This window comes from Nonomuraea sp. ZG12 (assembly GCF_052068115.1).
GTDB lineage: Bacteria > Actinomycetota > Actinomycetes > Streptosporangiales > Streptosporangiaceae > Nonomuraea.
In genome coordinates, this window is record NZ_JBQHCW010000029.1 from 37,474 (window position 1) to 51,385 (window position 13,912).

General features: G+C 71.0%; 3 protein-coding genes. All 3 read right to left on the reverse strand.

What is annotated here, in order from left to right; translation table 11 throughout:
- Positions 1 to 12: 12 nt before the first annotated feature.
- The 3 genes from ACTMTF_RS42485 to ACTMTF_RS42495 all read right to left on the reverse strand — a co-directional run bounded on the left by ACTMTF_RS42485 (position 13) and on the right by ACTMTF_RS42495 (position 13,816).
- Positions 13 to 12,744: a hemopexin repeat-containing protein gene (locus ACTMTF_RS42485; protein ID WP_441115765.1), complete on the reverse strand. Its 12,732-nt coding sequence runs from the start codon at positions 12,742 to 12,744 to the stop codon at positions 13 to 15.
- A gap of 91 nt (positions 12,745 to 12,835) precedes the next feature.
- Positions 12,836 to 12,991, reverse strand: a complete 156-nt coding sequence (locus ACTMTF_RS42490) for a hypothetical protein (protein ID WP_441115766.1) — start codon at positions 12,989 to 12,991, stop codon at positions 12,836 to 12,838.
- Between the two features lie 96 nt (positions 12,992 to 13,087).
- Positions 13,088 to 13,816 (reverse strand): phytanoyl-CoA dioxygenase family protein, encoded by a 729-nt coding sequence (locus ACTMTF_RS42495; protein WP_441115767.1) that lies wholly within the window; start codon positions 13,814 to 13,816, stop codon positions 13,088 to 13,090.
- Between the last annotated feature and the right edge of the window lie 96 nt (positions 13,817 to 13,912).

The window sequence follows — 13,912 nt, forward strand, 5'->3', positions numbered from 1 at the left end:
TCCGTCGTCAGGTCAGCGGGCGCGGTAGAAAAGGACGAGGCCGACGTTGATCAGGGCCTCCCGTTCGCCGTCCACGGTCAGCGTCCACTCCTGGGCTCGCAGGCCAGGTTGGTGGATCGCCTTCCCGTCGTCGATGAGCTGCCCGTTCAGGCGCAGCCGGGCCGATCCCCAGTCGGCCACCTCGTACCGGGCGTACATCCCGGTGATCTGGACCCCGAGCATGTCGGGGAAACTCTCCGGCCCGATCGGCAGCACCAGGTCGCCGCCGTCGAGGAACTCCTGCCACTGCTCGGGGAACTCGCCTGCCACGTCGACGTACCGCGCCGCCGGGTACGGCCGCCGCATGCCGCGCACCGCGTTGGCGAACACCTCCCCGCCCTGCTCGGCGGTGTACTTGACCAGCAGGGTCACGTCGGACAGGTCGTACGGACGCCGGCCGGTGATCTCCATGCGCCACGTCGACACCGCTCCCGTGCCCTCGAAAGGCAGGTAACGCTCGTCGTCGAAGCGCAGCTCGAACAGGCCGTTGTTGTCGCGGTGCTGCTCGGTGTCCGACAGCGCGATCTGCTGGCTGGGCCGCCAGTCCGACCGGACGGACGCGGGCGCGTCCCCCTTGGCGTCCAGCAGGTAGCGCACCGCCTTGGCGTCGGGGCTGAGCACCGTCCTGTGCCCGGTCTGCGTGAGCACGGCGTTGACCTCGATCGGCCCTTCCGGCCCGTCGAACACGACCGAGACGGTCTTGACCCGCCGCCGGTAGTGCCCGGGGAAGTCCCGGTCGAACAGCTCCTCGGTCAGCGCGAACTCGCACCGGCCGTCGTTCTTCAGCGCGAGCACCGCGAGCGGGTCGAGCCGCAGCAGGGAGATCCGCTTGGTGATCTCCAGGCCGCGGTTGTCGGAGGAGGTGTACGCGTGCCCGAGGCGTTCGACGTCGACCGCCAGGGCCTCTCCCGCCAGCAGGCCGTTGCGGCGGCTCTCCCAGTAGACCGGCTGGATGTACGACTCCGACGCGCCCCTTTCGTACTGGTAGGCGCGTTCGGCGGCCTTGGCGATCTCATGGGCGAGGCCGTAGGAGGCGAAGTACATCGTCGCCAGGCGCCCGGCCTTCCATCGGTAGAGCTCGGCGTTGGTGAACTTGCCGGTGAGGAAGGTCGCCACGGCCTCCAGGTCGGCGATCTCCTGGTCGGTGATCTCCAGCTCCCGTTGCGCGGCGGCGAGGCCGGCCTTGGCGGCGGTGATCTGGTGGCCCAGCTCGCGCTGGTCGGCCCTGGCCAGCATGGCCTGGAAGTGCCAGTCGCCCTCCTGGCGCTCCTGCTCGACGCGGACGCCGTACAGCTCGCCGAGGACGGAGAAGGCCTCGCCCAGGGTCTGGGCGATCTCCGAGCCGACGTCCAGGACCCTGCCGACCTGTTCGCCGCCGATCATGGTGCCGAAGATGAACGGACCGGCCAGGACCTGCGGGGCGCCGTACGCGATGGCGGCGCCGATCTTCAGCCCTGCGGAGGCGAAGTGCGAGTTGACGCCGTCCGTCATGGCCTGGATCTGGGACTGCTGGAGTGGGGTGAGGCCGGCCTCGATGAGGTTGTCGTAATACTCCTGCCGGGCCGCGGCGGCCTGGCGGGAGGCCTCGGCCTGGGCGAGGTACTCGGTGGCCGACTCCACCTGGGCCTCGCGTACGGCTCGCATCATCTGCCGGATGTTGCCCTCCTGCCGGGTCTGCAGCAGGGTCAGTTCCTCGGCGTCGCGGCGTTCGAGCACTCCCAGGAGCTCGCCGCCGAAGCCGCGCAGCCGGTCGACCAGGTCCTGCGCCCTGCGGTACAGGAAGCCGAACCGGTAGTGCGGAACCGGCGCCGAGAGCCCGGCCGTGACCTGGTCGGGAGTGAGCCCGGCCGCGGTGCCCCGGACCAGGGCCAGCACGTCGGCGGGCGGCTCGAACAGGGGCAGCGGACGGCTGAGGCCCATGAAGTCGAGGGAGGCCCTGATCTTGCGGAGCCGGTCCTCGACACGGTCCCAGTAGTCGCCCAGCACCGAGTTGCCGGGGATGAAGAAGTAGGGGTCGCCCACGCTGCGGTGGACGGCCCCCATGCCGTCGAGCAGGGTGCCGCCGGCGGTCACGGTCTCGGCGTACGGGTCGGCGACCTGGGCCGGGTCGAGCTCGTCGTAGGTCCTCGCCGGGGGCAGGTGGCGCGGGCCGACGCTCTGCGGGCGCTCGCCGAGCAGGTCGTAGGCCAGGATGTAGAGCATCCTGGCCTCGTCGACGCTCTCCATCGTGTGCTGGCGGAACAGCAGGTCTCCCCAGTCGAGCACATTGTCGACGTAGGCCATCACGACGGCCCGGCGGTAGGCGGCCGGGCGCAGCTCCGCGATGGCGTGCGGGTCGAGCGGGTCGTCCCGGTATGCCTTCAGGAGGGCACCGTGGTCGCCCATCAGGTCGTACTGGCGGCGCAGGCCGGCGATCATGCCGATCTTCTCGCGCAGCCGGTCCTCGCTCTCGAACGGGCGGACCCGTGCGGCCAGGCCGTCGAGCAGCTCCAGGTCGGCGGCGGTGCACGGGCGGGCGTGCTCGAACAGCGGAGCCAGCGACTCGACGTCGGCCAGGATCGGGCGCAGCCGCTGGCCGACACTCGGGGGCAGGTTCTCCAGGTCCGCCCGGCATCCGGCGGCCAGCGCCCGCACGTCGATCGCGAGGAAGGGCAGGAATCGCCAGTAGCGGTCCTGCTCGGTGGGGTCGAAGACGTACTCGTACCAGGTCTTGGCGTCGGCGAAGCGCTGGGCGGCGTTGAGCGCCTGGGCGATGAGCAGCGGCGCGTGAAAGAAGATCTCCCAGTAGTAGCGGCCGTTGGCGCTCTGGAAGTCCAGGTGGCCGCTGACCGGCGCGCCGGCGACCTCGGTGCGCACCTGGATCGTGGTGGAGCCCGTCCTCTCGGTGCTGAAGGCGGGCAGTTCGTCGATCTCCTGGGTCTCCGGGGCCAGCAGTCCGGCCACGCCGCCGACCAGGAGCCTGCGGTTGAGCTCGAACGCCGTGCTGGAGGTGAGCCGGACGATCTCGTGCGGCAGGGCGGCGTGCTCGTAGGGGCGCTGCACGACGCCGGTCCTGGGGTGGACGGCGTACTGGCTGCCGACGAACAGGTACAGGTCCGACGGGGTGTCCAGGGCGCCGGTGTAGCGGGTGGCGAAGTCGGGCGGCAGTGAGCCCCAGTTGCCGTCGATCGGCGTGAAGGCGCCCAGGGTCGCGGGCTCCTGACCTGCGGGGATGACGGCGTACTCCGCGCCGCTGAAGATGTAGCGCTGGTCGCCGCGCTGGAAGGTCGCGTGGACGGGCCGCGGCAGCGCCTTCGGGTAGCCGGGATCGGCGAGCTGCGGGATGTCGGCGCCGTTGAGCGTGTAGCGGTAGTACTCCCGCCCGCTGGCCAGGAACAGGTGGTCGCCGGACACGTAGGCCGCGTCGACCGTCCCGGTCGTGTTGAGCACCGTGGCGATCTTCCCGAGCGAGCGGGTCTGGTGCTGGGTGGTGTCGGCGCCCACAGTGAAGGTCTCGTCGCCGAAGAAGTGCGGCGTGCCGTGCACGTCGGCCGCCGCCCGGATCTTCGGGGGCAGCCCGTCGGGGTTGTCCCTGAGTCTGCGCACGCCGTCGCCCGGGTGACCGTCCTCGATCTTCAGGTACGTGTCCCCGAGGATCAGGAACAGTGTGCCGTCTTTGACGAGCGCGGCTCGCACGCGGGCCCGGTCCGGAACCGGCCACCGGTCGCGGACCCTGCCGGACCGGCTGAAAGCGCCGCTCGTCACGTCACGCTGGACGTAGCTGTCGTCCTTGATGAAGTACTCGGCGCCGTCCCAGGTGAACGCCGCGTCGATCGACGCCCAGGGCGGCAGGTCCTCGGCGTTGCCGTCGAGCCGTCTGGGATACCCGAGGTCCATCTCCCGGTCCACCAGGCGGCCCCGGTAACGGTAGTACTCGTGGCCGCTGAACACGTAGGTGAACTCGCCGCGCACCAGCACCGCGTCGACCCGGCCGGTGCCGGCCAGCTCCCCGCCGGCCACGTTGCCCCAGCGGCTCGCGGTGGACTCGCCGGTCGTCCGCAGCGGGCCGAACGGCTTGGTGACCAGGAACTCCTTGGTCAGGTTGGAGAAGAACCAGCGGGTGTCGCCGCGTTCGAAGGCGGCGTCGATGCGCTCCCAGTTGGGCAGCCGGTGGCCGTTGCCCTTGAGCTCCAGCACCGGCGGGTCCTCACCGGGGTCGGCGATGACCGGGCGCACCAGGAAACTGCCGCCCTTGTGGTCGACGCTGAACCAGGGCCCGTCGGGCGACTCGACCGGCATGTTGAACCGGACCACGCCGCCGACCGGCTCGGCGAAGACCTTGCCGACGTCCACCAGCTTGGCGGGCAGGGCAGGCGTGCCGATCGGGACGGCGTACAGCTCGGGGGTGAGCGCGTACGACACGGCGTGCTGCTTGCCGCCGGCCGCGTACGAGCAGGACACCACGATGGAGTCGTGCGCGCCCGCGCCCGGGACGGTGGCCGAGGCCCGCACGTACAGGCTCTCACCGGTGATCGGGCCGTCGTGCAGCGGGCCGGGCGGCAGCGCCTGCGGGGCGACCCATTCGCGGTTGAGGTTCTGGAAGGAGTAGAAGATCCGCACCCGGTGCTCGGGCGGCGGCGTGGACACGTTCTGCTTGTCGCCCTCCGTCTTGGTGGTGATGACGGTCTTGCCGGTGTCCTCGGGGACGACCGCCTCCACGACGCTCCAGAAGACGAAGATCCGGCCGAAGGCGTGCACGGGGTCGACCCGCCCGGCGTCGATCTGCACGCCGACCTGGTCCCACGGCTCCCAGCTCGCCGACAGGCGGTCGCCGTCGCGGAACTCGGCCTCCCGGACGTACCAGCGGCGCGGATCGGTACGGGTGTGGCCGAACAGGACGAGCTGCCGGGTGCCGTCGGCGTCGTCGTCGGCCCGGTAGACGTACGCCCCGGCGATGGCCAGCCGGCTGACCTCGGTGTACTCGTCGAGGTAGCGCTTGTAGGCGCGCTCGACCGTGTCGGCGGTGATCTCGCCCTGCAGGAGGTCGTCCTCCAGCTCCCTGAACGCGGGGGTCCTGGTGTCGCGCAGCTCGGGGCGGAGGTAGTTCTCCGGGTAGAGGAAGACCTTCCGGTTCGCCTCCCAGATCCGGTAGTTGCGGAGCCACTGCCACCAGGTGCGCAGCTTCGGCTTGACGTCCTCCCCCGCGGCCGGCTCCTCCAGGTCCAGGAGGTAGCGGTGCAGGTAGAGCTGGGCGGCCGCGATGGCCTCCCGCACCCGCGAGGTGACGCCCTCGCGGCCCATCTCGACGTCGATCAGGGCGTGCTCGTAGATCTCGGCGGCGGTGGCGAGCTCGCGGTGCAGGTGCAGCACCGCCGGGACCAGCGCGTCGCGCTTGAGCACGTTGAGGTCGCCCCGCGCGAGCGGGATCGCCGCCTCGGGCAGCAGCGCCTCAAGGGTGTCGGCGGTGGCGCCGTACAGCGCTGACGGACCGGCGCCCATGCCGGCCGCGACCGTGAACAGCCGGCTGAGCTTGAGCAGGAACTCGATCTCGAACCGGTCCTCCTCGGCGGGGAACTCGGTGATCCGGCCCGCGTTGCGCTTGACCCAGCGCAGCTCGTCGGGGTCCCACGGGAACAGCTCGCACAAGCGGTCGTACGGCTCGTTCGAGCCCTTGGCCAGCAGCGCTGCCAGGCCGGGGTGGCGCCGGCTGAGGTCGGCGAAGGAGACGATGGTGTGCATGTCGGTCAGGCGGTAGTCGGCCCCGTCGCGCCATCGGTGCCGGAAGAGCTGCGGGAAGGTGCGGTCGATCACGTCCAGGCGGCCGGAGTAACGGACGTACTGGTCGTCCTTGACCAGGTAGGCGGCCTCGCCCAGGGTGAAGGCACCGGTGACACCCGCCTCGAAGGAGGCGGGCAGGTCGCCCCAGTCGTCCTTGATCGTGCGGGGGTAGCCCTGCTCGGCGTGGTCGAGCTCACCCGGCGCGTAGCGGACATACTGCCCGCCGGCGAAGGCGTACAGCTCGCCCTGCCTGCCGACGAACGCGGCGTCGATCACCGGAGCGGTCGCGAACGCGTTGCGGATGCGGCCGAAGCGGGCGCCGACCCCGTCGACCACACCGTCGACGGTGCAGCGGTCGCCCTTGAAGAAGCAGACCTTGCCGTCCCTCAGGAAGGCGGCGTCCACGCCGTCCTCGAACTCGGCCGGCAGGGGTCCCCAGTCGCCCTCGATCGTGCGGGGGTAACCCTCGTCGACGTAGAGGTAGTCGGCGCCGGTGTAGCGGACGTACTGGTCACCGGAGAACAGGAAGGTGTGCCGGTCGCGGACCAGCGCGGCGTCGACCTTCTTCCGGTCGGCGATCGCATTGCGCACCTGGCCCAGCAGTCCGATCGGGTACGTCGCGGCCCGCGACGTGGAGACGGCGTGCACGAGGTGGCCGGTGACCAGGTGCGCGGTGCGGCCGTTGGCCACCGCCGCGTTGACGCCGTGCAGGGCCGCCGCGTCGTCGAAGGACTCGGGCAGCCCGGCGAAGGCCGCCTCCCTGCGCAGCTCGCGCACGATGGGCTTGGGGTAGCCAGGGTCGGCGTACCGGTAGCTCGGGCCGGTGTAGCGGACGTACTGGCCGCCGCCGAAGAGGTAGGTGTGGCCGCCGAAGACCACCGCCGCGTCCACCACCGAGCCGAACGGGTTGACCGCGCGGCCCCAGCGGTCGCGGATCCGGACGGGCGCGGTGAACGCGCGACCGGTGTAGGTGGTGAAGGTCTCGGTGAAGAAGAAGTGGGTCGCCCCGTCGGTCCCGGTGAAGGCGGTCCTCAGCCGGTCGCCGGGCGCGACGGTGAAGCCGCGCCAGAGGCGCTGGATCGGCCGCGGGTACGACCACAGGCCGGTGGCCTCGTTGAACTGCACGCAGCGGTCACCGCTGAGCAGCACCATCGTCTGCTCCTCGAACAGCACCGCGTCAGGCATGGGGAACCCGTCAGGCGCCTTCCAGAAGGTCTCGTCGGCGAGCGCCGGATAGCCGGGGTCGGGCCGCTCGTAGGCTCCCTCGTCGCCGGTGTAGACCAGGTGGCGGCTCGTGCCGTCGGGCCCTGGGCGCTCGAACAGGTGCGTCGTGTCGTCGCGGTGGTAGGCCAGGGCGACGCTGGTCAGCCCGCCCCAGTGCTCGGCGATGGACTTCGGCCCGCCGTCGATGACGTCGGCCGAGTCGCCGTAGACGACGAACTGGTCCCCGCTGAACAGGTACGTCCTCCCGTCCCGCCCAACGAACGCCGCATCCACCACGTTGTCCTGATAAATCGTGTTACGTGGGCGGCCCCACTCCTCGTCGAGCGGGTAGTCCTTCCCGCTGGCCGTGTTGAGGCACATCGACCCCTTGAACAGGTACGTGTTCCCGTCGGCCCCGGTCAGCACGGCGTCGAGCCCGTCGCGGTAGTCGGCCGGGGCCGTGCGCAGCGCCGGCGGCCGGACCGGCTCGCTCTTCTCCGGGCCCTCCAGGGCATGCTGCCGGCGCCAGCCCTGATCCGTCCGCACCATGATCGAGCCATGGTCGACGTAGGCGGCCGTGATCCCGGGCAGGTCGTAGGACCGGTAGAGGGCGTCGGACACGGCGTGCCACTGGCCGCCCCGGAACAGGTAGACCGTCCGCCGGTCGGCGAACGCCGCGTCCACCCCGTCGAGGGTGACCTCCAGCGCCCCCAGCCTGGGCTCCCCGGCCAGCTCCGACAGGGCCCGCGGGTAGCCGTCCTCGATCACCCGGTAGTCGTGGTCGCGGTAGCGGACGTACTGGTCGCCGGCGAACAGGTACGTGTACGTGTGGACGTCGCCGGCCGGCTCGGTCACGTCCATGACCAGGGTGGCGTCCACCCGGCCGGTGCGCTGGATCGTGTTGACGACGTTGCCCCAGAAGTTCGCGGTGGTCGCCGGATAACGGTCGTCGATCTCGGTGTAGTCCGCGGTGGAGTAGCGGACGTACCGGTCGTCGGAGAAGACGTACGTCCTGCCGTCCTTGCCGACGAACGCGGCGTCGATGTGGTCGAACGGGATGCTGTCCCACCGTTCGCGCAGACTCCTGGGCTCCGACCACCAGCGGTGCCGATTGTCGAACACGACGAAGCGGTCGCCGCTGAACAGGCAGGTCTGGTTGTCGCCACCGGCGAAGACCGCGTCGAGCCGGGTGAACGTCTCGGGCAGGTTCAGCCAGTTCTCCGCCAGCGGCCTGGGGAAGCCGTCGTCGGGTTCGGTGTAGTCGCGGGTGGAGTAGCGCACGTAGAAGGGGGTGTCGTCGCCGTGGACCCGGATGCGGTCACCGGTCCGGCGGATGGTCAGCGCGATGCCGCCCTCGGCGGTCACCCGCCACTCGGGCGAGGCCCCGGTCACGGGGGTGGCCGGCCCGACTACCACGCCGTGCTCCTGCAGGCGGCGGCGCAGCGCGGGCGAGCAGGTGCCGTCGGCCAGTTCGGCCTCGTAGTCGGCGGGCAGGTCGAGGATCAGCCCGACCGGCCCGAACAGGTGGGCCGAGCCGTCCATCACGAACGCGGCGTCGACCCGGTCGAGCCCGCCCCAGTCACCGGCGACGGCACGCGGGTAGCCGAGGTCGACGACGGAGTAGTCGGCGCCGGAGTAGCGGATGTAGCGATCGCCGCTGAACAGGTAGGTCTTGCCGTCCAGCCCGACGAACGCGGCGTCCACCCGGCCACCGGGCAGCACGTCGGCCATCAGGCCCCACTTCGCGGCGGTCGGCTCCACGCCGCTGGAGGTGCCGAGGGCAGCGGTCTTGCCGTCCTTGAACAGGTGCACGGTGCCGGAGCCGTCCTCGAAGGCCGCCTCGACGGCGCCCTCGAACTCGACCGGCACCTCCGGCCGCCACGTCTCGATCCGCCGGGGATAGCCCTCGGCCACCCGGACACCGTCGTTCTCCGGGCTGTCGGAGTAGCGCACCACCTGGTCACCCGAGAACAGCAGATAGCCGTCGGCGTCGGCGTAGGCGGCGTCGATCCGCTCGGCGCCGTCGAAGGCGTTCCGCAACCGGCCCCACCGTTCGGTGAGCGGCTGCTCGGTCACGCCGTCGAAGGTCCGTTCGCCTGACAGGACGTACGTGCGGCCGTCGTGACCGTGGATCACGGCGTCCACCGCGGCACGGAAGACCTCGGGAAGCGGGGTGTCGCCCTGCCACCACTCGGTGATCGGCCTCGGGTAGCCCTCGTCGGCGTAGGTGTGGTCGTCGCCGGAGTACCGCACGTACTGGTCGCCGGCGAACAGGTGGGTGCGGCCCTCCGGATCGACGTAGGCGCCGTCGATCTTCTTCGGGTCCGTGAAGTTGTTGCGTACCTTGCCCCAGACCTGCTCCTTCGGCGCCCAGCGGGTGCCGCCGGGCTCGCGGGTGAAGCACGTCGAGACGTTGCTCGGGCCCCGGCCGACGATCCACTCGGTGCCGTCGCGCAGGGTGAAGGCCGCGTCGATCGCGGACAGGCCGGCGAAGTGGGGCGACAGCTCGGTCAGCGGCTTCTGCCGGGAGTCGGTCAGGGCCAGTGTCCGGGCGGAGTAGGTCCAGTAGACGCTGCCGTGGAACATGTAGATCAGGCCGTCGTGGCCGGTCAGCAGCGCGTCGAAGCGGTCGTGACCGGGCGGCATGGCGAGCGGCTCGGGGAATTTGCCGGTCAGGTCCTGGTCGTGGAAGGCCACGGTGACCTCGTCGCCGTCCAGGCCGAGCTTGGCGGCCAGCCGGGCGAAGCCGCGGAGCCGCCGGTAGACCCGCGCGAACTCCGGTCCCGCCGTGCCGTCGCCGAGCGCGGGTGCCACCAGCACGTCGAGGCCGCCGGGTGCCACGGCCGCGCCGATCGCCTCGATGGCGGGGCCTGGCACGCCGAGCACGTCCTGGAGCAGGATGAGCAGGGCGCCGTGCTGGCGCGCGGCCAGCTCACCGAGGGCGCCGGTCAGCTCGGCGACGGCGTCCGCCTGCTCCTTGGCCACCGCGTGCAGCAGGAAGAAGACGTCCTTGGCGTAGTCGTCGACGCCGGGCAGGCTGAAGTCGAGCGCGCTGGTGACGGTGCGGAAGTAGGTCAGCCGTCGACCGGGCACACTGAGCGTCTCGGTCAGGTGTCCTGCGTCGATGAGCATGGCGACCAGCCGGGAGCACTCGTCGTCGTCGAAGCCGAGCTCGGTGAGGGCGTCCAGGTCGAGGCGGTAGGGCGTCAGCGCCCGCGTGATGTCCGCGATGCGCTCGGCGACCAGCGTCCCGTCCTCGCCGGTGAAGTCCTCGCCCAGGTCGACGACGCCGTTACGGTCCTCCTCGCCGGCGTGGCCCTCGTCGAGGACCTCCCGCTCCAGGCGCCTGACCACCCGGGCGGCCATGACGTCATCGGCCAGGTCCGCGAAGTCAGCGGGGGTGATCAGGTGCATCATGGCCTTCGCCGCCGCGAGCTGGGCCTTCATCGCCGCCAGCACCGCGCGCCGGACCGGGTAGAACTCCAGGGCGATCCCGAGGTCGGCGACATCGAGCGCGGCCAGGGCGGCTTTGTCACGGTAGACGCCATCGGCGTCGATGACGCCGTTGAAGCGCAGGCTCTCGGCGAGCGCGGCGAACTGCTCGGCGGTCAGCCTCAGCTCGCCGAAGACGTCGGGGTCGAGCGGGATCCTGGCCGCACGGTAGGCTTCGGCCCGCTCCTTGAGCAGGGCGAGCACGGCGGGCGCGACGTCGTCGAGCGGCACGTTGAGGCGGAAGTCGGCGGCCCGCGCGGGATCGGCGAACATCTCGGGGTCGAGGACGTCACCCTCCTCGGTGAGGTACCCGTTGTGCACCAGGTTGTCGTACAGCTCGGCGCGGTCGGCCTCGGTGAGCTGCGGCAGGGCGGCGGCCAGGTCGGAGGGGTAAAAGGCGTCCTGGAGCCCCGCGACGACGCCGAACAGGGTCTCCCGGTAGGCGGAGAAGTCCCCGGCCAAGGTGAGCCCGGCAGGCAGGTCCTCGGAGGCGAGCAGCCCGCCGGCCTGGATGACATCCCGGAGAACGAGGTTGGTGAAAATCTTGGCGGTCAGCCGGTTCCCCAGGCCGAGCCCCAGGAAGTCGCCCTTGGTGAGCACGGCGAGGCGGCCGACGGCATCGTGGGCGGCGGTGGCCACCACGGCCGGGTCGATCCGCAGCAGGCGCGGGTCGTGCGGGGACACCACGCCGTCGGTGTACGTGGTCACCCCCTCGTACAGGACCCGCGCGGCCCGCTCGTCGAACCGGTCGGAGACGAAGGTCCGGGGGGACAGCGCCATGTCGGCGAACCGTTCGGCGATCTGGGCGATGACCTGGGCCTGCTCCTCCCGCGACTCCGGGGTGGCCGGCCCGCCGAGGACGGCGCCGAGGTCCTCCCCGGCGAAGCCCCACGTACGCATCCAGGCCACGACCTCGAACACCGTCTGGGTCAGCCAGAGCGAGGCGGCCGGGTCCTCGTCGCGTTCGAGCATGCGGTAGATGTCGCCCGACCCGCCGTCGAGCACCGGCAGCACCGGGAAGGTCGAGTGGCGTTCGATGGCCGGGTCGGCCTCCAGCGCGTCCAGCACGGCGAACAGTTCCTCGACGGACATGCCCAGCGCGCCGGTCAGGCGGGCCACCCGGTTGAGCACGACCAGGCCCGGACGGCCGATGCCCCGGTCGAACGGGCTCTCCTCGAGCGGACCCGCGTAGCGCGCGCGGAGGCGGCGGACCACCTCGATGATCTCTGTTTCCGCCAGGTCGATGGAACGTGCCAAATGGCGACGATACGACCGATTCTGCGGCGCGAGGATGTCGCCGGCCGGGAACGGGCCGTCCTTGATCTCATCGGGCAGCGTCCGGGTGATGAGCGCCTCGATGAGATCGAACGGCACGTCGTGCGTACGGTGCAGGTGGACCGCGGCGGCCAGGGCGCGCAGCGCGACCGGCTCCAGCCCGTTGGAGATCCCGGCGGTCACCCGGTCGAGGTCGGTGAACGACAGCCCCGTCCTGCGGGCCAGCCGGATGAAGCGATGGGCGCGGTCGAACCACTCGTGGGGCGGCTCCCCGCCGGAGCGCAGCACGAGCGTGCGGTCGTCGGGACCGACCTCCACGACGGCGCCCTGGTGCACCCAGAACCCGCTCCGGGAACGTTCCATCTCGGGGTCCTGGTAAAGCAGATCGCGCAGTTCCTCACCGGTCAGTGAGGTCGCGGACAGGAACCGGTCGATGTCGCACAACGCGTTGACCTGCTCCTCGGAGCCCAGCCCATAAGCCTCGGCCAGGGAGGCGGCGTCGAAGCGCTGGACGGAGATGAGATCGACGTCCTCCAGGGTCAGCCCGAGCTGGTCGCGGGTCACCCGATCGGGGTCCACCCTGGCGGCGAACAGCCGGTAGAACTCGACCGGATCGACCCCCAGATACTTCAGGTACGTGGCGAATCGCGCGGTGTCCAGGGAGAAGGGCAGGTGGAGCGGGTGCTTGAGCGTCTTCAGCCGGTCGTAGGGCCGCTCGCCCACCAGGGCTTCGAGCACCTCGTTGACGACGTCCAGGTAGGGCAGCTCGGTGAAGGTGCCGTCCGCGTCGAGCTCGACCTTCCCGATGTCCGGCCGTCGCCGCAGCAGGGAGACATCGGAGAAGGTCTCCTGAAGGAAGGTGAGCAGGTCGGTCAGATAGGCCGCCGGCGAGTAGACGGACCGGGCCTCATCTCCCGCCCGCAGATCGAGGTGCCCGAAAAGACGTTCATAGCTCGGTAACGAGGCATCGTTGCGCACGCGGAGGTCTCTCCCGTAAGTAATCCGCTGACTTGGCCGCCTCATGATCGCCTATCCAGGGGAGGAGCGACCTAACCAAATGGTGACATCCTTAGACCTTTGCGGCGCGGATCGTGAAGGCCGCGGCCACCTTCGCCTCGACGGCACACTCCTCGTCCAGCGGAAGTAGTTCCATCGCGACCGCGCACGGCTGCACGTCGGCTCCCACGTCCATCTGCCGTCGACGGCGGCCCTGGACCAGCTGCACGAGGTGATCCAGGGCCGCGATGGGCTGGGAGCAGCATCACCTGCACCTGTTCGGTGAAGGCGATGCCGAGTACGGGACCGCCGGTACCCGCGGGCGTCAGCCGGCCAGTGCCCGTCCCAGGAGATTGCCCGCCTCCGGCGAAACCGGCTGCCTCAGCAGCACCGGCCCCTGCGCCATGAACCGGGGCCCCGTCCCCCGGTGCTCGTCGGCGGCGTGCACGGTGAACGGGTGCACCAGGAACACATCGCCCGGCTCGCCCGTGGCGTGTGCCAGCGGGAAGTCCCGCGTGGCCGCGTCGACCACCGGCCCGGCCTTCATCGGGTCCAGCACCTGCCCCGCGAGCGCCGCACCCGCCGCCCGGTGCGAACCCACCCGGATCCGCGTCGGCGCGTCATCCGGGCCCACGTGCGACAGCAACGTCAGCACCAGCATCATCTCCGGCCGCCCGCTGACCGCGTACGTCCCGTCGGACAGCGCCACATTCGCATCGATGTGCCAGCCTCGATCGTCTACCACCGCCTTGCCGGGAAACCGTACCGGGATCATGCCCAGCGCGCCACGCGGCGCCCAGCCGTCCGCCCCGCACACCTCATCCAGTGCCCGCGCCACCCGAGCGCTGCGCGCCATCTCGCCCAGCGGCCCCTGACCGGTCAGGTCCGACGCCCACATCACCGGTTCGTCCCAGCCGGACGGATCGCCGGGGGAACGGCCGCCCAGCTGTGCCCACGCCTGCGCCAGCGCCGCCTCGGCCAGCTCCGGCGCCACCGTCGCGGCCACCTTCACGAACCCGTCGCGGACGAACGCCTCGCCATCGATCTCTGCCATGACAACCACCCTAATTACGGGCGCAACCCGATTTGCGGACGGCGGCGCGGCGCGGAGGGGTACCGGTGTACATGCTTGCGGCGGCGCAACCGCGCA

Excerpts from the sequence above, each read along its gene's own strand:
- ACTMTF_RS42495 (WP_441115767.1), bottom strand. The coding sequence starts at position 13,816 with ATGGCAGAGATCGATGGCGAGGCGTTCGTCCGCGACGGGTTCGTGAAG.